Origin of the sequence: Bacillus sp. z60-11 (genome assembly GCF_046464135.1) — a bacterium.
Lineage (GTDB): Bacteria > Bacillota > Bacilli > Bacillales > Bacillaceae > Bacillus > Bacillus sonorensis_A.
Window position 1 is genome coordinate 114,735 of sequence record NZ_JBIYSN010000004.1, and the last position, 21,776, is coordinate 136,510.

The window sequence follows — 21,776 nt, forward strand, 5'->3', positions numbered from 1 at the left end:
GTTTGTTTGATTATTGAGAACCTGATTGATAAATTCCTTTCTCTTCTAAAATGGAAAGTGCAATCTCGGCGGCAGAGCTTCCGGCAGCCAGCTTTCCATCTTGAATATGAACAGAAAAGAAAAAGGTATGATCGACAGTTTCTACATATCCGATAAACCAACCATGATGCTCCCCGTTGATCACTAATGTTCCGGTTTTGCCAGATAAAACACTGCCATTGGATTCTTCTAAGCGGATGGAATCTTTCACAGTTTGAATACTAGATTGTTTAAAATCAAATTCATTATAATAAAACTTTTTCAACATATTGACCTGTTCAAAAGGGGAAATTTTAAGAGAGCCATCCATCCAATAATGAGCTGGATCCGAAAACTCCTCATTTCCATAATGTATGGATTTGAGATAATCACGTACACGCGCTTCCCCAATTTGTTGATCAAGTTTTTGAAAATACCATGTGGCGGAGCTGCTCATCGCTGAAAATAAATCATGGTCTTGATTCCATTCTTGATACGGATACCGGATTCCGTCCCATGCCATTTCAGAATCGTTCTTCGTAATTATCCCGGATTCAAGCGCAAGCAGTGCGCTAAACACCTTGTAAGTTGAAGCGGGTGCGAATCTAGTGGTGCTTTCTTTCTTATTATATATTGTATACTTTTTCCTGTCAGAATCAAACAATACAAAACTCCCTGAAAATTTATCAAAAAAAGTACTGTAATCTTTGTAGTCTACATTGGTATTAGAGAAAGAGTATGTTTCTTTGTGCATGGCCAATATGGATACAGAAGGAATACCGGCTAAAATGACTGCAGCAACAATGGCGAACACCAGGGCGCTTTTCACTTTTAGCAAAGGGGATTCCGCCTGGAATTTGGTGATTGTCACAATACGTCTTTTGACGTGTTTGTATGAGCTGCTGAATTCAGAAGCGGCTAACAAAGGTGATGTTCTTTGCTTAAGTGAAGCGAATTTTAAAATAACCTCACCATATTTGAGATGTAATGTTTGATCAATCTTTTTTAATACTGCGAAGTCGCAAGAAATCTCCATCTCTGTTTTGATTTCCCTTGATAAATACCACACAAGAGGATTAAACCAATACACAATTGTAGACAGGCAAAGAAAATAGTTTATGAGCATATCTTTCCGTTTACAATGGTACAACTCATGAAGCAAAACACATTTCATTTCGTCAGCAGAAAACATTGAAATATCTTTTGGTAAAATAATGTATGGACGGATGACTCCAAATGTAATCGGGGATTTGATCAATGGAGAATATCCTAAAATCACTTTTCGACGACAAGCGATTTCCTCTTTGCATGTATCAAAAAGGGTTAACAGCTCTTTGTTTTTCACAATTTGCAGGCTCTTTTTTAGTTTGCCGATTCTTAGATTGCTATAAACAGCAGTCATGAGCATAAGCGCTATGCCTAATATCCAAACAGCGAAAAAGGCGGAATCTATCATTTTAAAAGACGATTGTTCAAACGACATGGCAAAGTCTTGCACCCAATTTGCGTTTGAACCAATTGCTTCTGCCATCTTACCTGCAGAATCGCGATGAGATAATCCTGAATGTGTTCCTCCTAAGTTTACGATCCAGCCAAAAAAATCATTTGTTTTTGGAAAATGAAAGGGGATAAAAGGAGCGATCAATGCCAAAAGAGAAATCACACTGATATGATATTGGGTGCTTACAGTGATTTGAATCTTCAAGGTTCTTTTAATGAGTATGATGATAGAAAAAATCACGGACAATAGAATATTGCTCAGCAAAAAGAGAATAAAGAAAGAGTCGCTCATCTCATTCCTTCTTCCTGTTCTTATGTTCTTCTAATATTTGATATAACTCATTAATTTCTTCTCCTGACAGCTGATCATTCTCCAAAAAGTTTAATACCATCGAATGAAGCGCGCCATTGTAAAACCGGTTTAAAAAACGATGGCTCTTCACTTCTATATAATCGCTTTCGTCAATATTTGGTGTATAAACAAATACCCGTCCTTCTTTATGATGGTTTAATGCACCTTTTTTGATGAGGCGCAACAGCATGGTTTGGATTGTTTTAGGGCTCCATTTACTCGTTTTCGATAGCTCTTTAATCACTTCATTGGTATTGATAGAAGAATGTTTCCAGATGACTTTCATCACTTCTAATTCCGCATCAGAGATTTGAGGTATATTTTTCATTTTCAATCATCCTATACTTACAATTGTAATACTCTCATTATATGGTTGCCATTTTAAGAAGTCAATCAAGTGTATATTGACCACAACCTCACAAAAGCATTTGAAAAAACCTCTGCTGTTCTTCATGTACCTGTCTTCCATTTTAAAGGCGAGCACGTTCATAAAAAACTGTTGCAATTAAAACTTACATGTGTAATACTTTCAAAGACTACATTTGTAAGATTTGATCTTTCATCATCAAAATTCGAAGTTGAACACGCTCCAATTGAAAAGAAGGGGGGATATCGAGATAGCACGAGGTTGTAGAAGCTGGTGTTGAAAAGTAAGCAGAAATGGGGCTTCAACGGATAAATGTATGTCAACTGTTGCTTGAAATGCTGAACTGCACGAGTGGTTTCTATAAATAAGATATTCATACAAAGGAGACGGTTTTGATGAAATTATGGAAAACAATTTTCAGTAATTTAAAATTGGAAAAAGTTGCACCCTTGCTGCTTGTCTCATGTGCAGCCCTTGTCGGATGCAATGACAATAACTTGGATGCTTCACAATCTGACCAAAAAAAGGAAAAGACGGAGATTAAGGCTGATTTTGCAAAACTTGAGGATCAATTTGATGCAAAACTCGGTGTCTATGCAGTAGATACGGGTACAAATCAAACCGTAACGTATCGGCCGGATGAGCGTTTTGCTTTTGCATCAACTATTAAGGCTTTAACCGTAGGCGTGCTTTTACAACAAAAATCAATAGAAGATCTGAACCAGAGAATAACATATACGCGTGATGATCTTGTCAACTATAATCCTATTACGGAAAAGCATGTTGATACAGGAATGACGCTTAAAGAGCTTTCAGATGCCTCACTTCGATATAGTGACAATACCGCACAGAACCTGATTCTCAAACAAATTGGCGGACCTGACAGCTTAAAAAAGGCGCTGAGGGAGATTGGTGATGATGTTACAAACCCTGAACGATACGAACCGGAGTTAAATGAAGTAAATCCGGGTGAGACCCATGATACCAGTACGGCAAAAGCGCTTGCCAAAAGTCTTCAAGCTTTTGCTCTTGAAGATACACTTCCAAAAGAAAAACGAGAGCTTTTAATCGATTGGATGAAACGAAATACCACCGGGGATGCATTAATTCGCGCCGGAGTGCCGGAAGGTTGGGAAGTGGCTGATAAAACCGGATCGGCATCATATGGAACTCGGAATGACATTGCAATCATTTGGCCCCCAAAAGGAGACCCGATCGTTCTTGCCATCCTTTCCAGTCGCGATCAAAAGGATGCGAAGTATGACGATAAGCTTATTGCGGAGGCGGCAAAGGAGGTAATCAAAGCCTTTAACGCGACTTCAAAGTAGACACCTTACATAAAGCTCATATCATTGTTTTCACAATGGTGTGAGCTTTTTCCGTATTGGGTAAACAACACATCTTTTCAGAATAGCTGAATACATCGATCCGTTGCTTCTTCATATGTTTTGTTTTCTCTCTTTAAAGAAAATGTGAAGAAAAACAGGAGAATCGGTCTGCGGGAAATGACCGGGTTTTTGTCGAAATCATAGGCTGATCGATTGATTTTAGACAAAATTCGACACAGGTCTTGGCAGTGTGACTCGATGATCCATGTATCGCCTGTCTTCATTCATTAACAATACTTTACGGCTTGTTAACAAACACTCCCTATAATAGAACCCGATCAATCATTTGTATAGAGAGGGGTAATACGAATGACACATGAAGGGCCGATGGAGGAATGGATAAAGAAGCTGAATGAAGAAAGTCTGAAGGACAATACGTTTGACCGCCGCCGTTTTATTCAGGGAGCCGGAAAGATTGCGGGCCTTTCACTCGGGCTTGCGATCGCGCAGTCCATGGGGGCAATGGAAGTCAATGCAGCGCCGACATTTTCCGAGTATCCTTTCACGCTTGGTGTTGCGTCTGGAGACCCGCTGTCAGACAGCGTCGTGTTATGGACAAGATTGGCGCCTGATCCGCTGAACGGAGGCGGCATGCCGAATGAAGCCGTGTCTGTGAAATGGGAGGTTGCCAAAGATGAACGCTTCCGCCATATCGTAAAAAAAGGGAAGGAAAAGGCAACACCTCATCTGGCCCATTCCGTGCACGCCGAAGTGACCGGGCTGGAGCCCAACCAAGTTTACTATTACCGCTTTAAATGCGGCAGCCAGCTGAGCCCTGTCGGAAAAACAAAAACACTCCCGGCGCCGGGGGCTGACGTCTCAAAGCTGACATTCGCTTTCGCATCATGCCAGCAGTATGAACACGGCTACTATACCGCCTATCATCACATGGCAAAAGAAAAGCTCGATCTCGTCTTTCATCTCGGCGACTATATTTATGAGTACGGTCCGAATGAGTATCTATCAAAAACAGGCAATGTCAGAACACACAGCGGTCCGGAAATCATCTCGCTTACCGATTACCGCAACCGCTATGCCCAATATCGTTCAGATGCCAATCTGAGAGCCGCTCACGCCGCATTTCCATGGGTCGTGACATGGGATGACCATGAAGTGGAAAACAACTACGCGAATACGATTCCGGAAAAAGGCCAGTCTGTTGAAGCGTTTATCAAGCGCCGCGCTGCCGCATATCAAGCGTATTACGAGCATATGCCGCTCCGCCGCAAATCGTTGCCGAACGGCCCTGATATGCAGCTGTACCGGAATTTTTCCTACGGCAACCTGGCCGAGATCAATGTTCTCGATACCCGTCAATATCGCGATGACCAGGCGAACGGCGATGGAAACAAACCGCCTTCTGATGAATCAAATGATCCGAAACGGACGCTTCTCGGTACAGAGCAGGAGGCGTGGCTGTTTGACAATCTGAGCCGTTCCGAGGCGCACTGGAACATTTTAGCGCAGCAAATTTTCTTTGCGAAATGGAATTTTGGGACTCCGTCGGCACCGATTTACAGCATGGATTCATGGGACGGATATCCCGCTCAGCGGAAACGAATCATCGACTTTATCAAAGCTCGGGACCTGAATAACATCGTTGTTTTGACCGGTGATGTCCATGCAAGCTGGGCGAACAACCTGCTCGTCGATTTTGACGATCCGAAATCAGCCATCTTTGGAGCGGAATTCGTCGGCACATCGATCACATCGGGAGGAAACGGCGCAGATAAAAGGGCGGATACGGATAAAATTTTATCAAACAACCCTCATATTCAATTTTTCAATGATTACCGCGGCTATGTGCGCTGTACGGTCACACCTGAGGAATGGCGGGCCGACTACAGGGTTGTACCATTTGTATCAGAACCGGGTGCAGCGATTTCGACAAGGGCGTCATATGTTTACCATAAAGATCATACCGGATTAAAACGCACGGCTTCCAATGTCGTTCCGGGAGGCGTGAAAAAATCGAATGAAGTCGAAGAAGACCGCTTTACTGCACATACAAGAGCCCATCAAAAGCAAATGAAGCATCAGCAGAAAAAAGTAACCCAGTAACATAAGAAAGGATGACAAAAGATGCTGTCTAATATCGGTATTCCGGGACTGATTTTAGTGCTCGTGATTGCGCTGATCATATTCGGACCTTCGAAGCTTCCCGAGATCGGCAGGGCATTCGGCAAAACGCTGACCGAATTCAAAAGCGCGACGAAATCGCTGGTTGGATCTGATGAAACTGAACCCGTCCGCGATTCTGAAGCAAACAAGAAACGGGATCAATCGGCAGGATGAATCAGGCGGGCGGGTGATCCCGCCCGTTTCTTTTTTGACAGATACGTAAGATGAAGCGGGAGGCATCCAAAGATGAAAAGCAGGGAAACACATTTGATTGCCCATCTCGAAGAGCTGCGGCAGCGGATCATTAAAACGCTGCTCGCGTTTATTCTGTTTCTCATTACAGGCTTTATGTTTGTTCAGGATATTTATGAATGGCTGGTCCGCGACCTTGACGCCAAGCTTGCCGTCTTGGGGCCGGGAGATATTTTATGGGTATATATGATGATTGCCGGGGTTTTGGCGATTGCGGCGACAATTCCAGTGGCCGCTTTCCAAACATGGCGCTTTGTTGCGCCGGCGCTTACCGAACATGAACGGAGGGTGGCTTTATTTTATATCCCCGGGCTGTTTATCTTTTTTATACTGGGAATCTTGTTCGGCTATTTCGTGCTGTTTCCGCTCGTTCTTCAGTTTTTAATCAGTCTGTCCGCCGGCCATTTCCAAACGATGTTTACGGCGGAGCACTATTTTCGTTTTATGATGAACCTGACCGTGCCGTTCGGCTTTTTATTCGAAATGCCCCTCATCGTCATGTTTTTAACGAGTTTGGGAATCTTAAATCCGACGCGGCTGGCCAAAATGAGAAAGGTGTCGTATTTTGCGCTGATCGTGGTCTCGGTCTTGATCACCCCGCCTGATTTTATTTCAGATGTCTTGGTGATCGTGCCGCTGCTTGTTTTGTATGAATTAAGCGTTTCGTTGTCCGCATTGATTTACAAAAAAAGAATAACGGCTGAAACCGGGATGGAAGCCCAAGGCTGAAGGACATGATGCTCTTCAGTCTTTTTTTATTTCAAAAAATCAGAAAATAAAGATATTGACAATTTGTTTATTTGTCTTACAATTATACAAAAAGATAAATGAAGAGGGGAGTGAATCGATGAGATGCTGTTTTCTTTTGAATGACAGCGCTTTCTTAATGGTTGAAAATTGAGTGACAGGGGGTTGCGGTAATGAGTCAAATACGAAAAGCGCCGGAAGGGATACTGGGTTTTCCTGTAGCACCTTTCAATCGGCAGGGAAACCTTGAGGAAGAAGCGCTGTTTCAAAACATCCAGTTTTTGCTTGATGAAGGGCTTGAGGCGATTTTTATCGCTTGCGGTTCGGGAGAATTCCAATCCCTCAGCGGGAAGGAATACGAACAGATGGTCGAAATCGCTGTTTCGGCGGCAGGCGGGAAGGTACCGGTTTACACCGGGGTCGGAGGGAATTTAAGCACCGCTTTGGAATGGGCGCAAATCTCTGAGGAGAAAGGGGCCGATGGCTATCTGATCCTGCCGCCATACTTGATTCGCGGCGAACAAGAAGGTTTGTATCAGTATACGAAGACGATCATTGAGAGCACGGGCTTAAATGCAATTGTTTATCAACGCGATAATGCCGTGCTGACGCTGGAACAGATACAGCGGTTGACCAATTTGAAGCAGCTTGTCGGTCTTAAAGACGGTATCGGAGATATGGCTTTGAATATCAGTTTGGCCTATACGGTGGGAGACCAACTGGGATTGCTTAACGGCATGCCGATGGCTGAAGTGACGATGCCGGCATACGCGCCGATCGGCTTTACATCCTATTCTTCCGCGATTTCCAACTATATTCCCCACATTTCAAGGATGTTTTACGAGGCCTTGTTAAACAGGGAAGACCAGCTTGTGAAGGAGATTTATGAACATGTCATCATGCCGATCAATGAGATCCGCAAACAGCGAAATGGCTATGCCGTCTCTTTGATTAAAGCCGGCATGGAGATCATGGGGCTTCATGTAAAAAACACGGCGAGACCGCCGATCGTCCCGGTTGAGAAGGAGCATTACAGGGAGCTTGAAAACGTGTTGGAAAACGCATTGGCGCGCTATCCGAAAAAAACCGCTGCCTTAAAAACAAAGGAGGTATGAAGATGTCTGTGACAACAGAAAACGAAACGTACTTTAACTTTATCAACGGCCGCTGGGTGAAGACTGAAGCAAATGATTTACTACAAAGCGTAAATCCCGCTGATACAGAAGATGTCATCGGATTTGTGCAAAAATCTTCACAAGAAGATGTGGACCGGGCGGTCGAGGCGGCGAAGCAGGCGCAAGCCGCATGGAGAAAGCTGTCCGGTGCAGAGCGCGGACAGTACTTATACACAACGGCTGATATCATGGAGCAGCGCCTTGATGAAATTGCTGAATGTGCGACAAGGGAAATGGGAAAGACGCTTCCTGAAGCAAAAGGAGAAACGGCCCGGGGGATCGCGATTCTCAGATATTACGCCGGGGAAGGGATGAGAAAAACAGGGGATGTCATTCCGTCGACAGACCGGCGTGCTTTCATGTATACAGACAGGGTTCCGCTCGGCGTCGTCGGTGTGATCTCCCCGTGGAATTTTCCGGTGGCGATTCCGATTTGGAAAATGGCGCCTGCGCTCATCTATGGAAATACAGTCGTCATCAAGCCGGCGACGGAAACGGCGGTCACTTGCCTTAAAATCATCTCATGTTTTGAAGAAGCCGGCATTCCAAAAGGAGTCGTCAATGCGGTGACAGGGCCGGGGTCTGTAGCCGGAATGCGCCTCGCCGGGCATCCCGATGTAAACGGTATTACATTTACAGGCTCCAATCAAACGGGAAAAATCATCGGCCGGACGGCTTTTGAACGCGGGGCGAAGTACCAGCTTGAAATGGGCGGGAAGAACCCGGTGATTATAGCGAATGACGCCGAGCTTGACCTCGCGGTTGACGCCGTGATCAGCGGCGCGTTTCGTTCAACAGGGCAAAAATGTACGGCAACAAGCCGCGTCATTGTATTAAGCGATATTTATAACCGCTTTAAAGAGAAGCTGCTTCAGCAAACAAAAGAGATCACGATCGGCGACGGTTTGAGAGAGGATGTCTGGATGGGACCGCTCGCCAGCAAACAGCAGCTTGACAACTGCCTGTCCTATATTGAAAAGGGAAAACAGGAGGGGGCGGACCTCATTTTTGGCGGAGAGAGGCTGACCGCAGGAAAATATGAAAAAGGCTACTACATTCGTCCCGCCATTTTTGAGCGGGTCACAACAGACATGACCATCGCCCGGGAGGAAATTTTCGGCCCTGTCATCGCCTTAATCAAGGCCGATACGTTGGAGGAAGCGCTGGAGATGGCCAATGATACGACATTTGGTTTGAGCGCCGCCATTTTTACGCAAAACATCGGCCATATGATGCCGTTCATTCATGAAATTGAAGCCGGGCTCATCCGTGTCAACGCAGAAAGCGCAGGTGTCGAACTTCAGGCGCCATTCGGCGGTGTCAAACAATCCAGTTCACATTCGCGGGAACAAGGTGAGGCCGCAAAAGAGTTTTTCACATCTGTCAAAACCGTTTTTATCAAACCGCCGTCCTGATCTTGCCAGAAAGAGGCTCCCTCTTTCCGAGAGGCTCCGAAATCGATACTCCTTCAATAACAAATGAATAAAGGAGAAGATGCTATGAAGAAAAATCGTGCTGCCTTGTCCGACACCGCTGGGAAAAAAAGCTCTGTCCGCTGGTTGATCGTGTTTATGCTGTTTTTCGTCACATCCATTAACTATGCCGACCGCGCGACGCTGTCGATCGCCGGTGATTCTGTTCAGCATGAGCTTGGATTGAGTTCGGTTGCGATGGGATATGTTTTTTCCGCGTTTGGCTGGGCTTATGTGATCGGACAAATTCCCGGAGGCTGGCTGCTCGACCGCTTTGGATCGAAAATCATCATTGCCGCCAGCATCTTCTTTTGGTCATTATTTACTTTTTTGCAGGGAACGCTCGGATTTTTTGCCGCCGGCACGGCGATCATCCTCTTATTTGCGCTCCGTTTTCTCGTCGGTTTGTCAGAAGCGCCGTCATTTCCGGGAAACAGCAGGGTGGTGGCCGCCTGGTTTCCCAGCGCTGAACGCGGAACGGCGTCGGCGATCTTTAATTCGGCGCAATATTTCGCCCTGGTGATCTTCTCGCCTTTAATGGGGTGGCTCACGCATTCTTTCAGCTGGCATACGGTCTTCGTTGTCATGGGCGTTTTAGGCATGCTGATGTCTTTTGTCTGGCTGAAAACCGTTTATGATCCTAAACAACATCCGAAAATCAATGAAGCGGAATTGGCCTACATTGAAAAAGGCGGCGGGCTTGTTTCAATGGATGAGGGCAAACATGCGAAACGAAAGGAAAGGGAATCGCAGTGGCCATATATGAAGCAGCTTTTAAAGAGCAGAATGCTGATTGGGGTTTATATCGCCCAATACTGTATCACAACCTTGACGTATTTCTTTTTGACATGGTTTCCGGTCTATTTGGTGCAGGCCCGCGGCATGTCGATTCTTGAAGCCGGATTCGTCGCTTCACTGCCTGCAATATGCGGGTTTCTGGGCGGCTTGTTAGGCGGATTTGTCTCCGATTTTCTTTTGAAAAAAGGCTTTTCTTTAACGGTTGCAAGAAAAACGCCGATCATCCTCGGCATGCTCATGTCATGCACCATGATCATTTGCAATTATGCTGAATCGGCCTGGCTAGTCGTCTTGATCATGTCGCTCGCTTTCTTTGGAAAAGGCTTCGGCGCATTGGGCTGGGCCGTTGTTTCCGATACTTCTCCGAAAGAATGCGCGGGACTGAGCGGCGGCATCTTCAACACCTTCGGCAATATCGCGTCCATCACAACCCCCATTATCATCGGCTATATTGTCAGTGCGACAGGTTCATTTAACGGAGCGCTTGTATTCGTCGGCGCCAACGCGATTGCCGCCGTACTGAGCTACCTTTTTCTCGTAGGACCGATCAAGCGCGTGAAACTTGTGAAAGAAGAAACAGAAGCGGATACGTCATTGTCCATTTAAAATGTAAGCGCTTTTATAAAAAGGAGGATCATTCGAGATGACTTCACACATCAGCGAGCAGGTGAAAGAGGAGAAAACAGCAAACACCCCGGCTATTATCGATATGAAAGTCATTCCTGTGGCGGGACATGACAGCATGCTTTTGAATTTAAGCGGGGCCCACGGGCCGTTTTTCACACGGAACATCGTCATCTTAAAAGATTCGTCGGGCGCCGCAGGCGTTGGCGAGGTCCCTGGCGGCGAACGGATACGGCACACTTTGGAGCAGGCAAAGCCGCTTGTCATCGGCCGATCAATCGGCACATTTCACTCCATTTTGCAGTCGGTCAAACGCCGGTTTGCAGATCAGGATGCGGGCGGCCGCGGGATGCAGACCTTTGACCAGCGCACGACCATTCACGCTGTGACGGCATTGGAAGCGGCTCTCCTGGATTTGTTGGGAAAGTTTCTCGGCGTTCCTGTGGCGGCGCTGTTGGGGGAGGGGCAGCAGCGGGTTAAGGTGAAGATGCTCGGCTATTTGTTTTACATCGGCGACCGGAAGCGGACGACATTGCCGTATATCAGTGAACAAGACGCGGAAGATGAATGGTTCCGGCTGCGGCGGGAAGAGGCGCTTATCCCCGAAGCGATTGTCCGCCTGGCTGAAGCAGCCCATGAGCGCTATGGTTTTCACGATTTTAAATTAAAAGGCGGCGTCTTGGAAGGACAGGACGAAATCGAGGCGGTCACCGCTTTGGCGAAACGGTTTCCTGATGCGCGAATCACCCTTGATCCGAATGGCGCCTGGTCATTGGCCGAGGCGATTGAGCTTTGCAAAGACAAGCGCGATGTGCTGGCATATGCGGAAGACCCTTGTGGAGCGGAAGCGGGATACTCAGCACGGGAAATCATGGCCGAATTCCGTCGCGCGACAGGCGTGCCGACGGCGACCAATATGATCGCGACAGACTGGAGGCAAATGGGCCACGCGATACAATTGCACGCTGTGGACATTCCGCTGGCAGATCCGCATTTTTGGACGATGCAAGGCTCTGTCCGCGTTGCTCAAATGTGCCATGAATGGGGATTGACATGGGGTTCCCACTCAAACAATCATTTCGACATCTCACTGGCGATGTTCACCCATGTGGCAGCCGCCGCCCCGGGCCGGATAACAGCGATCGACACGCACTGGATTTGGCAGGATGGGCAGCGTCTGACGAAACAGCCATTTTCGATTGCTGACGGATATGTTCACGTGCCTGATCGGCCGGGGCTCGGCATTGAGATTGATATGGAGCAGGTCGAAAAGGCGCATGCGCTGTATGAGAAAATGAATTTGGGCGCAAGAGATGACGCCAGCGCGATGCAGTTTTTAATTGAAAATTGGCGCTTTGACCCTAAGCGCCCGTGCCTTGTCCGTTAAAACGTTTCCAATCGCTCTAAAGCGGCCCCAAAGACGACATTGCCATATGCTGTATTTTGTCTTACAATATGAACAACTGAAAGGGGGCCCACAGTCGTGGAAGAAGAGATGGAAACATTACAGGTAGAGTCAGTCAATCGCAAAACATTGGCAAAGCAGGTTGTGGAAAGGATCGTCCATTTATTATCGAGCGGCCAGATGAGGCCGGGGGACAAACTCCCGACAGAAATCGAACTCATGGAGAAATTGAATGTCAGCAGACCGGTTCTCCGGGAAGCTTTAATATCACTTGAAACGCTTGGGATTATCAAAAGAAAAACGCGTGAAGGCACGTATTTTAACGATAAAATCGGCATCCAGCCGTTTTCGGTCATGCTGGCTTTGGCGGTGGATAATTTGCCGGCGATTATCGAAGCGCGGATGGCGCTTGAACTCGGACTCGTTACGATCGCTGCGGAGAAGATCAACGACAGTCAGCTGGAAAAACTCAAGGAAACGATTGATATCATCGCAAACAGCACCGATAATGACTACGGCGAAGCGGATAAAGAATTCCACCGGATCATCGCGTTAAGCGCGAATAACCCGGTATTGGAGGGAATGATTCAATCACTCCTGATCACACATGCCAAAATAGACAGCCAGATCCCATACAGAGAAAGGGACCGGACTGTCGAATTTCATACGAATATTTTAAAGGCCCTTGAACAAAGGGACCCTAATCAAGCCTACCATCATATGTATGAGCATTTGAAATTTGTGCGCGATAAAATTTTGAACGGACTAAATGACGAAAACACCGTTCATTAACCAAAAAGAATATTGTCTCATTTGACAGCGCTTTCTTGGGAGGACAGTGTGGCGTATTGCTGTCCCTTCCCAATGGTACATGATCAAAATGGGGAGTTGATCCTATGGATGCACATGTAAACGATAATGAAACCCCGCTATACATTAAGGTGAATGAAAATGACAATACAGCGATGATCGTCAATACAGGAGGCCTTACAAAAGGAACGGTTTTTCCTTGCGGGCTCAAACTGCAAGAGCGTATTCCTCAGGGACATAAAGTCGCTTTGGAAGAGATCAACAAAGGCGGCGCGATCGTCCGCTATGGCGAAGTGATCGGCTATGCCGCCAAGCCTATTCAAAAAGGCGGCTGGATTTCCGAATCGCACATTACACTGCCGAAAGCGCCGCCGCTTGATGAGCTTCCCATTGCAAACAAAATACCAAAGCCAATGCCGCCTCTTGAAGGGTATACATTTGAAGGATATCGAAACGAAGACGGAAGCGTCGGCACGAGAAACGTTCTCGGCATCATGACAAGCGTGCAATGTGTCACAAGCGTTCTTGCACATGCGGTGAAACGGATTAAAGAAGAACTCCTTCCCAAGTATCCAAACGTCGACGGGGTGGCGGCGCTGGATCATCAATACGGATGCGGAGTGGCCATTCATGCGCCCGAAGCGGAGATTCCGATCCGTACGATTCAAAATATCACCAGGCACCCCAATTTTGGCGGTGAAGCGATGGTGGTCGGACTGGGCTGCGAAAAACTGCTTCCGACGAGGATAGCGCCCGAAGGGAACGGGGGAAGCATCTTGTCATTGCAGGAGCACCAAGGGTTTTCCAACATGATTCAATCGATCATGGAGATGGCTGAAGAGCGGCTGAAAAAGCTGAATGAGCGAAAACGGGTGACATGCCCGGTCTCGGATTTGGTCATCGGTTTGCAGTGCGGAGGCAGCGACGCTTTCTCAGGGGTTACCGCCAATCCGGCCGCCGGGTATGCGGCAGATTTACTGGTGCGCGCAGGAGCCGCTGTGTTGTTTTCTGAAGTCACAGAAGTTCGCGATGCCGTTCATTTATTGACACCGCGCGCCGCCAATGAAGAAGTCGGGCGCGCCTTGATTCGGGAGATGGACTGGTATGACCGCTACCTGGCAAGAGGCAAAGCTGACCGGAGCGCCAACCCGTCCCCCGGAAACAAAAAAGGCGGGCTGGCAAACGTGGTCGAAAAATCGCTCGGGTCGATCGCCAAGTCGGGAACAAGCCCGATCAATGCCGTATTGGCCCCAGGAGAAAAAGCGGAGCAGAAAGGCCTCATTTTTGCCGCGACACCGGCAAGCGATTTTATATGCGGCACCTTGCAATTGGCGTCAGGGATGCATCTGCAGGTCTTCACCACCGGCAGGGGCACACCGTACGGCCTGGAGATGGCCCCGGTCATCAAAGTGGCAACCCGGCAATCGTTGTCAGAAGATTGGCGCGATTTGATCGACATCAACGCCGGAAGAATCGCAACCGGTCAAGCCTCAATCGAGGAAGTCGGCTGGGAAATCTTCCACACGATTTTGGATGTCGCAAGCGGCAGAAAAACATGGGCTGAACATTGGGGACTCTCCAACGACTTGTGCTTGTTCAACCCGGCGCCTGTGACTTGATCCGAGTTAGCAGGAAAGGCAGGTTGATATCGGTCAAAAGATCCGGAGATTCAAGAGGCTTCAACTAGAAATATAAATAAATTTGTAAAAAACACACGTTTTTCAATTACAATGAGTGTAATTGCACGTGTGTTTTTATTTTTAAAAAGGATGATGAGAGATGCAGCGTATATTGCTTGTTGAAGACGACCATTCAATCAGTGAAATGGTCAATCATTATTTAACAAAAGAAGGATTTCAGGTCGTACTTGCTTTTGACGGAGAAGAGGGCATCCGCTTGTTTCAGCAGGACAATTATGATGTGATCCTGCTCGACATCATGCTTCCTAAGCTGAACGGGATGGATTTTCTGAAAATGATCCGTGAACAGAGCAAAGTCCCGGTTTTAATGATTTCTGCAAAAGACGGGGATGTGGATAAAGCGCTTGGGCTGGGCTTTGGTGCGGATGATTATATCGCCAAACCGTTTTCGATGATCGAACTGACCGCAAGAATAAAAGCCGCCATTCGGCGGGCAACGCAATATTCCGTCAGTGAGCACACAAATCAAAATATAGTACATGTTCACGAGCTTACAATTGATATAGAAAATGTATCCGTACAAAAAAATGGTGAACCGCTTCAGCTGACATCGACGGAATGGAACATGCTGACTTTGTTTGTGACAAACCCTAAAAAAGTATTTACAAAAGAACAAATCTATCGTTCGGTTTGGAATGAGGATTATTTTGGCGATCAAAATATTATTAACGTCCATATGAGGCGCCTGAGAGAAAAGATAGAGGATGACCCTTCCTCCCCGCAATATATTAAAACGCTTTGGGGCATCGGATATAAATTAGGAGAGTTTTAGCATGACGATGTTATGGATTGGCATTCTTATGATGTTGGCATTTCTCAATATCGTTCAATATAAAATGAAAAAGCATCGGGACCGAAACTTGGAATACATCACGGAAAAGCTCAGTGTGATGCTAAATAAGCATGCGGCTGATCAAATTTTATTAGGAACGGATGACAAAATACTGCGGGCTCTGCTCGTGCAAATTAACCAGTTTGTTGAGGAGCATCAGCACATAACAGCCCGTTTTGCAAAAACGGAGCAGTCAATGAAACGAATGCTGACCAATATGTCCCATGATCTGAAAACTCCGCTGACCGTCGTGCTCGGATATATCGAAGCGATCCAAAACGATTCGGACATGGCGGAAGAAGAGCGTGAAAGGCTGCTGGAAAAGCTTTCTCAAAAAACAGGTGAAATTATTCGGCTGATGAATTCTTTCTTTGACTTGGCCAAGCTAGAATCAGAAGATAAGCAAATACTGCTCACTAAAATACATATCAACGAAATATGCAGAAAAAACATTCTCCAACACTATGATGCTGTTCAGGCAAAAGGTTTTAAAGCAGTCATCGACATCCCGGATACCCCGGTTTATGTACATGGAAATGAAGAAGCGCTTGACCGGATTCTGCAAAACCTTTTGTCAAATGCAATTCAATATGGTGCGGACGGAAAGCTGATCGGATTGTCCCTTACATATGATGAAACGCGGATTGTCATTACCGTCTGGGATCGTGGAAAGGGGATCAATGAGCTTGATCAGCAGCGGGTATTTGAAAGACTTTACACTCTTGAGGAATCAAGAAATAAAGCGTTCCAAGGAAGCGGACTCGGCTTAACAATTACAAAAAGACTTATTGAGAAAATGGGAGGGGAAATCTCGCTCCAAAGCAAGCCGTATGAACGGACAGCGTTTTCCATCACGTTAAAACGAATGACCTATTAACAAACGTAAGAATTTCTTAAGAAACAAGAAATAAAAAAGACAGTGTCCATCGCTACAATAGACACATGAGCAGAGACAGGAAAGGAGAAACAAAGTTGACTTACATCGTACAAACAAGCGGGCTCACTAAAACATTCGAAGGTCAAGAAGTTGTTTCAAATGTAAGCATGCATATACGAAAAGGAGAAATATACGGTTTTCTCGGCCCAAACGGAGCCGGGAAAACGACCATCATGAAGATGCTGACGAGCCTTGTAAAACTGACAAGCGGCGAAATCAATATCCTTGGGCATAAGCAGACAAATCGATCATACGAGATTCTCGGCAAAATAGGCAGCATGATCGAATATCCGATTTTTTATGAAAATCTGACAGCTATAGAAAATTTAAATCTGCATTGTGAGTATATGGGGTATCACAATAAAACCAAGATTCAAGAAGTGCTAGACATGGTGAACTTAAAAAATATTGACAGCAAACCCGTCAAAACATTTTCGCTTGGGATGAAACAACGTCTTGGAATAGCGCGAGCCATTCTCACTAAACCCGACTTGCTCATCCTAGATGAGCCGATCAATGGCCTTGATCCTGTCGGAATTAAAGAAATCAGAAATTTATTTCATGTGCTGAGCAAAGAGTATGGCATGACATTGCTGATCTCAAGCCACATCCTGAGCGAGATAGAGCAAATTGCCGATACAATCGGAGTCATTCGGGACGGCAGGCTTATTGAAGAAGTGTCTATGGAAAGCGTAAGGGGCCAGAACACAGAGTACATTGAACTCGTGACGCCGAATCAATTGCAGACTTGCTTTGTGCTTGAACATGAGCTTCAGATTGCTAATTTTAAAATACTAAATGATAAAACGATCCGAATTTATGATGCCGAAGCTTCTCAAACAGCCATTTCTAAAGCGCTGGTTTTGAATGATGTAGAAATTGAAGCGATGAATAAAAAGTATACATCACTTGAAGAATACTTTGTTAGCTCAATCAACGACAATACGATTACCACGTAAAGGGGGAGAACACCTTGTTGAACTTGATAAAATTAGAGATGAAAAAAACAAGATTGGCGTGGTATTACAAAGGTGCAGTAATCGCAAATCTATGTATTCTCGGTTTTATGTGCCTGATCGGATCAGAGGAGAAAAACCTTCCGCAAGCAGAAATGTCGATGGCAGATACAGCTTCAACACTGTTGGTTTTGGGAGCTTTTGTGAGATCAGTATTTATTGTTTTTGCAAGCGTGCTGATTGCAAAACTCATTATCGGCGAGTACAAAAACAGAACGATCACGGTCATGTTTACATACCCAGTCAGCCGCAAAAAGCTGATGGCCGCCAAACTTCTACTAATAGGAGGACTTACGTTTTTTACAATTGTTGTATCGGAAATGATGATTGCAGTTGCCTTTTCATATCTTAATGAATCTTTTTCATTCAGCTCGGCTAAGCTGACCCTGCACGAGATAGGGAACGAGGTCGCCAATATTCTCATCTATGCGGTTGCCTCCGCGGGATTGAGCTTTATCCCCTTATACTTTGGAATGCGCAAAAAATCAGTTCCTGCAACTATTGTGGCATCATGCATCTTGATTACGCTGACTAGTCAGCAAAGTCCTGGATTTTCACTCGCATCGATTATTTATATTCCTCTTACATTGGCGGTAATAGGGGTTTTTATTGCCTATTGGTCTGTTCGAAAAATTGATCGCGAAGATGTCTTATGAGACCGGCGATTTGACTACTAATGAAGCTAGGGTTAGTTCGCCATTTATAGAAAACAACAAGGAAATCGGGTGAACATGGTGAGTTTTGAAATTCGCGGCATCTCTTTTTGCGTCATTCAAGTCGATGGAAAGGATGAACAGGTCAACTGATAGGCATGAATCCGATATTGTTCGGGGCTCATGCCTTTTTTAATCCGCTTATGATCCATGTATTATGCTTGACATGTTCAATGTTTTGAATTTCTCAAAATAAAGAAATTCTGATTTTACTTCGTTTTTTTGGGTGTGACGATACGGATTCATTTGGCATTGCCAGCCTTTGATCCGAGAAATCATGAGCTCATTTTCATCTGTCAGCCCGTTCACATAAAATCTCGAACCGATGGTATGGCTTAAAAAGAAACTTTAAATGAAAATTTGCAGAATTGAGAAATGGAAAGTGTATGTCCAAAAGAACCTCCCCACTAAATAATCGGTCCAGCCGTCTTCGCCTCACCCTTTTAAATCGTTTCCATAATTCCTCTACTTTTCCCGTGTATCAAACATACAGCCTGTCTTGCAGCAAATCTGATGAACCTCTCAATCAAGACTAATTGAAGCGAAACTTCGTGTCATTCATTTCGTATACATATTAAGCGAAGAGTGATTGGGATTGAAAATACATCAAATATTCACTTTTAAGTAAGGAACTGCTTAGTGGAAATGTTTATCGTCAGATAAGACTTTTGTATGATTTATTCGGTTTGAAGAACAAACCAAAGACCTTTCTTATTTCCCGTCACAATCACCATTTAGCCTATTTTCTAGATGAATTATCCTCTCATTGGCAGAATGTTCGAGACATTTTTCCTATTCATCTAATTTATTCCATGTTGTAACATAAGAAAGGATCGTTTTCAAGTGGGTCAATCGCATCAAAACGAAATATTTGAATGTCAGTTTACCATAAAACCCTTGGAGGTTTTCAAAAATGAAAAAAATCATGATGATGTGTTTTGCTATAATACTAGCTTTTACAGGGGGATGCAGTATGAGCGACAGCCAAAAGAACGGCAATCAAGAAGAAGCCGTCAAACCGAAAGACATGGACCCGAAAGACCTGCCGCAAGTTCCGGCGTTTCAAGACGAGAAAACAAGAGAATACATGGCATCAACGAAGGAAATAGAGCCTGGATATTATCTGCTTGAGTCTAAGTTGAAGGGGTTTACGATGTTGTTTCCGGAGGATGGGGAATATGACGACAATTTATCGTCACTCGGAAAGGATGAGGAGATAATATCTTTCTATAGCTATAATAAAAAAACAAACGTTGCTCTTAATGCATCTGTAGAGTATTATCGCAATCAATCTTTCATAAACAATCCAAATGAAATGTTAGAGCAAGTTAAAGAGGAAAATGGATATAAAGGGGATTTTGAAAAGATTGAGAAAAGTGATAAGGATGTTTATTTTGCATTCATGAAAACTGTTCATGATGATATAGATAAAAAAAATAATGAGACATATTCTTATATTGGTTATCTAAAGTCTAAAAAACAGGATTATGTTGGTATTCAATTTACGTTTGATTTCACTTGTCTTAAAAGTTCAAAATCTTGTTCTCTAAATGTTGATGCTGCTAAAAAGAAAGCTAAGAAATTAGTTAATTCCATCACATTTTTAACTATGAAGGAGAAATAGGATGGCGAATAAAAATATATTTCAAAATGAAAATGTGAAACTTCGTTTGATTAATTTAGAGTATAGCTATAAAAAAAGATTTGCCTCACAAAATCCAAATGAAGTAGCGAAAGCTAAAGAGGATTTCAAGACAGATATTCGTAGAATTTACAAAGAAGAAACAAATCATGAACTTACAGAAGAGATAGAGATTTATACATCAAAAGAAATTCTCCAGCAAAACAAAGACAAAGCACTAAAGAATTCAGGATATGACGGTACGGCTATTCACTTAAAAGATAAGAAACGACATATTGACCAGCTCCATATTATATCTGAAGGCAGTGCAGATAATGAAGATTGGAAATATAATTTCTTTGGTTTGTTTTTGGGAATGGATAAAAAACAATACAAGGCTACAAGAGAGTTTACGAGGGTTTCCAAGAGGAAAGCTGGGAACTCTAAGGAACTCAAAACGTATGCCATGGGACATTCTCTTGCGAATAATAACCAAGTTTTAGTACAGCTTGTGAATGGTGAATTTGATGAGGTGTATGGGGTAAATGGGGCACAAATAAGTGTAGATCATTTATTGCTTGTTGATAAAAAAATGGCAAGAGAAATAAGAAAAAAATATCAAGTGAACGATCTTTCATCTATCCCAAAAGAAAAACTCAAAAAAGCCATCCTCAAATACTACAACGACAAAGGCGTCACCGCCAACATCACCCAGCGCGTCTCCAAAGACGACCCGCTTTACGGGGTCAGTAGCAGAGGGGATTTCATCACGTTCGGCGATGTGAGGATGACGGATACAAATCCGAATATCAAAGGACTGCGAAGTGTCATTGATCATATTCCTGATGAAGATGTGCGGAAATTGAAAAGATACTTTCAGAAATATGCGGCTGATTATCGAAAGGGTGGTATTCAAGGTTTTGCTATGAGTGCAATAGGCGCTGATATGGACTTTTTAAACGGTTTAATGAATGAAGAGGGTACAGCTCAAAAAATCGCATATTGCGTACAAAACCCGATCCGTTTATCAAATATGATTGGTGCACTGGATCAAAAGCTGCCTAAATTCAAAGAATTTTTGAAAAAAGTCAAGGATTACAGCGGCCCTATTCTCGATCAGCTTGAAGAAAACGGTTATATTGATAAAACGAAAAAAAAGACCATCCAAAAAGACATAGACGAAGTAGATCGGCTGACTGGGAAACTGGATGTTTTATATGAAAAGATCAAATTCCTTGTCGACTGGAAGACCGTTATATTCACTCTTAGTGATCGTCAACTTTCTCAATCACTAATAAACGATTTAATCGCATTTTATGCTACTTGTACAGAGTTGGGAAAAGCCCTGGGCAAACTGGACCAAGATACAAAAGACCTTCTCAGCCTCATCGGCGAAGGCCATGGATTGACACCGATGTTAAACGCTTTATCCAAAAAGAAAGGCATCAGCTACCAAGGCGGGGATCTTTATTTTTCCAAGAAAGGCAAGGACGGAAAAGAGATTAAAGTCAATCTGTCGTCGGCCGTCAGGGTTTATCAGGTCGGGATGGCCGCCATTTCCAAGATTGAGGATGAAATCGACCGTTATCAGCGCGTTTTTCACCACGAAATTCACGATCACTTCGCAAATCAAAAAGCCGCGCTTACGAAAGCGATTCATGACATGGAAGCCAACCCCTCCCAATATCAATATGACCTTCAGTTCAAACTTGCCTCAGACATCGCCGGATTCGGCAGCAAGCTGGAAAAAATCAGTGTCAACGAGTCGTTCCACACAGCTGCGCTTCCAGAGTGTGACGGAGTCGTCAGCGAATTAAAAAAACAAACCTCAGACAAAAAACGATTTGTGAAAGACATCCGCTCAAGCATTGAGACACTTTGTGATGAGGACAAGCAAATCTCGGCGTTATTTGATTTTAAGGCATAGG

General features: G+C 44.6%; 18 protein-coding genes. 16 read left to right on the forward strand and 2 right to left on the reverse strand.

Annotated elements, in window-relative coordinates; genetic code table 11:
* Window positions 1-10: 10 nt before the first annotated feature.
* Window positions 11-1,810 (reverse strand): BlaR1 family beta-lactam sensor/signal transducer, encoded by a 1,800-nt coding sequence (locus tag ACINLD_RS12955; protein ID WP_077735794.1) that lies wholly within the window; start codon window positions 1,808-1,810, stop codon window positions 11-13.
* Window position 1,811: 1 nt separating this feature from the next.
* Window positions 1,812-2,198, reverse strand: a complete 387-nt coding sequence (locus tag ACINLD_RS12960; RefSeq protein ID WP_026585720.1) for a BlaI/MecI/CopY family transcriptional regulator — start codon at window positions 2,196-2,198, stop codon at window positions 1,812-1,814.
* A 434-nt stretch (window positions 2,199-2,632) separates the two neighbouring features.
* On the opposite strand from ACINLD_RS12960, the gene bla reads away from it, so the two are divergent.
* From bla to ACINLD_RS13040, 16 genes are all read left to right on the forward strand, one after another.
* Window positions 2,633-3,565, forward strand: a complete 933-nt coding sequence (bla, locus tag ACINLD_RS12965; protein WP_026585721.1) for a class A beta-lactamase — start codon at window positions 2,633-2,635, stop codon at window positions 3,563-3,565.
* A gap of 369 nt (window positions 3,566-3,934) precedes the next feature.
* Window positions 3,935-5,686, forward strand: coding sequence for an alkaline phosphatase D family protein (locus tag ACINLD_RS12970; RefSeq protein ID WP_026585722.1), 1,752 nt, complete (start codon window positions 3,935-3,937; stop codon window positions 5,684-5,686).
* A 21-nt stretch (window positions 5,687-5,707) separates the two neighbouring features.
* Complete coding sequence (locus ACINLD_RS12975) at window positions 5,708-5,920, forward strand: twin-arginine translocase TatA/TatE family subunit (RefSeq protein WP_026585723.1); 213 nt, start codon at window positions 5,708-5,710, stop codon at window positions 5,918-5,920.
* Between the two features lie 72 nt (window positions 5,921-5,992).
* Window positions 5,993-6,727: a twin-arginine translocase subunit TatC gene (gene tatC / locus ACINLD_RS12980; protein WP_026585724.1), complete on the forward strand. Its 735-nt coding sequence runs from the start codon at window positions 5,993-5,995 to the stop codon at window positions 6,725-6,727.
* A gap of 191 nt (window positions 6,728-6,918) precedes the next feature.
* Window positions 6,919-7,860, forward strand: a complete 942-nt coding sequence (gene kdgD / locus ACINLD_RS12985; protein WP_026585725.1) for a 5-dehydro-4-deoxyglucarate dehydratase — start codon at window positions 6,919-6,921, stop codon at window positions 7,858-7,860.
* A 2-nt stretch (window positions 7,861-7,862) separates the two neighbouring features.
* Window positions 7,863-9,335 (forward strand): alpha-ketoglutaric semialdehyde dehydrogenase GucD, encoded by a 1,473-nt coding sequence (gene gucD / locus ACINLD_RS12990; RefSeq protein ID WP_026585726.1) that lies wholly within the window; start codon window positions 7,863-7,865, stop codon window positions 9,333-9,335.
* A gap of 84 nt (window positions 9,336-9,419) precedes the next feature.
* Entirely contained in the window at window positions 9,420-10,796 is a 1,377-nt protein-coding gene (locus ACINLD_RS12995; RefSeq protein ID WP_077735791.1) for an MFS transporter, read from the forward strand.
* Between the two features lie 37 nt (window positions 10,797-10,833).
* On the forward strand, window positions 10,834-12,201 hold the full coding sequence (gene gudD, locus ACINLD_RS13000) for a glucarate dehydratase (RefSeq protein ID WP_077735790.1): 1,368 nt from the start codon (window positions 10,834-10,836) through the stop codon (window positions 12,199-12,201).
* 108 nt (window positions 12,202-12,309) lie between these two features.
* Entirely contained in the window at window positions 12,310-13,011 is a 702-nt protein-coding gene (locus tag ACINLD_RS13005) for a FadR/GntR family transcriptional regulator (RefSeq protein WP_372708732.1), read from the forward strand.
* Between the two features lie 104 nt (window positions 13,012-13,115).
* Window positions 13,116-14,648, forward strand: coding sequence for a galactarate dehydratase (gene garD, locus ACINLD_RS13010; RefSeq protein WP_077735788.1), 1,533 nt, complete (start codon window positions 13,116-13,118; stop codon window positions 14,646-14,648).
* Between the two features lie 172 nt (window positions 14,649-14,820).
* Window positions 14,821-15,501, forward strand: a complete 681-nt coding sequence (locus tag ACINLD_RS13015; protein WP_142246063.1) for a response regulator transcription factor — start codon at window positions 14,821-14,823, stop codon at window positions 15,499-15,501.
* 1 nt (window position 15,502) lies between these two features.
* The gene (locus tag ACINLD_RS13020; RefSeq protein ID WP_077735786.1) at window positions 15,503-16,438 is read left to right on the forward strand and encodes a HAMP domain-containing histidine kinase; all 936 of its coding nucleotides are present in this window, start codon (window positions 15,503-15,505) and stop codon (window positions 16,436-16,438) included.
* Between the two features lie 95 nt (window positions 16,439-16,533).
* The gene (locus ACINLD_RS13025; protein ID WP_077735785.1) at window positions 16,534-17,457 is read left to right on the forward strand and encodes an ABC transporter ATP-binding protein; all 924 of its coding nucleotides are present in this window, start codon (window positions 16,534-16,536) and stop codon (window positions 17,455-17,457) included.
* Between the two features lie 14 nt (window positions 17,458-17,471).
* Window positions 17,472-18,170 carry an ABC transporter permease gene (locus ACINLD_RS13030; protein WP_026585734.1) on the forward strand — a complete coding sequence of 233 codons (699 nt, stop codon included), beginning with the start codon at window positions 17,472-17,474 and terminating at the stop codon, window positions 18,168-18,170.
* Between the two features lie 970 nt (window positions 18,171-19,140).
* Entirely contained in the window at window positions 19,141-19,851 is a 711-nt protein-coding gene (locus ACINLD_RS13035; RefSeq protein WP_077735784.1) for a lipoprotein YvcA, read from the forward strand.
* A gap of 1 nt (window position 19,852) precedes the next feature.
* Window positions 19,853-21,775, forward strand: a complete 1,923-nt coding sequence (locus ACINLD_RS13040; protein WP_410207030.1) for a DUF6792 domain-containing protein — start codon at window positions 19,853-19,855, stop codon at window positions 21,773-21,775.
* Window position 21,776: the final 1 nt, after the last annotated feature.

Bases quoted from the DNA above. Each gene is read 5' to 3' on its own strand.
- ACINLD_RS12955 (WP_077735794.1), bottom strand. From the start codon at position 1,810: ATGAGCGACTCTTTCTTTATTCTCTTTTTGCTGAGCAATATTCTATTG.
- ACINLD_RS12960 (WP_026585720.1), bottom strand. From the start codon at position 2,198: ATGAAAAATATACCTCAAATCTCTGATGCGGAATTAGAAGTGATGAAA.
- bla (WP_026585721.1), top strand. From the start codon at position 2,633: ATGAAATTATGGAAAACAATTTTCAGTAATTTAAAATTGGAAAAAGTT.
- ACINLD_RS12970 (WP_026585722.1), top strand. From the start codon at position 3,935: ATGACACATGAAGGGCCGATGGAGGAATGGATAAAGAAGCTGAATGAA.
- ACINLD_RS12975 (WP_026585723.1), top strand. From the start codon at position 5,708: ATGCTGTCTAATATCGGTATTCCGGGACTGATTTTAGTGCTCGTGATT.
- tatC (WP_026585724.1), top strand. From the start codon at position 5,993: ATGAAAAGCAGGGAAACACATTTGATTGCCCATCTCGAAGAGCTGCGG.
- kdgD (WP_026585725.1), top strand. From the start codon at position 6,919: ATGAGTCAAATACGAAAAGCGCCGGAAGGGATACTGGGTTTTCCTGTA.
- gucD (WP_026585726.1), top strand. From the start codon at position 7,863: ATGTCTGTGACAACAGAAAACGAAACGTACTTTAACTTTATCAACGGC.
- ACINLD_RS12995 (WP_077735791.1), top strand. From the start codon at position 9,420: ATGAAGAAAAATCGTGCTGCCTTGTCCGACACCGCTGGGAAAAAAAGC.
- gudD (WP_077735790.1), top strand. From the start codon at position 10,834: ATGACTTCACACATCAGCGAGCAGGTGAAAGAGGAGAAAACAGCAAAC.
- ACINLD_RS13005 (WP_372708732.1), top strand. From the start codon at position 12,310: ATGGAAACATTACAGGTAGAGTCAGTCAATCGCAAAACATTGGCAAAG.
- garD (WP_077735788.1), top strand. From the start codon at position 13,116: ATGGATGCACATGTAAACGATAATGAAACCCCGCTATACATTAAGGTG.
- ACINLD_RS13020 (WP_077735786.1), top strand. From the start codon at position 15,503: ATGACGATGTTATGGATTGGCATTCTTATGATGTTGGCATTTCTCAAT.
- ACINLD_RS13035 (WP_077735784.1), top strand. From the start codon at position 19,141: ATGAAAAAAATCATGATGATGTGTTTTGCTATAATACTAGCTTTTACA.
- ACINLD_RS13040 (WP_410207030.1), top strand. From the start codon at position 19,853: ATGGCGAATAAAAATATATTTCAAAATGAAAATGTGAAACTTCGTTTG.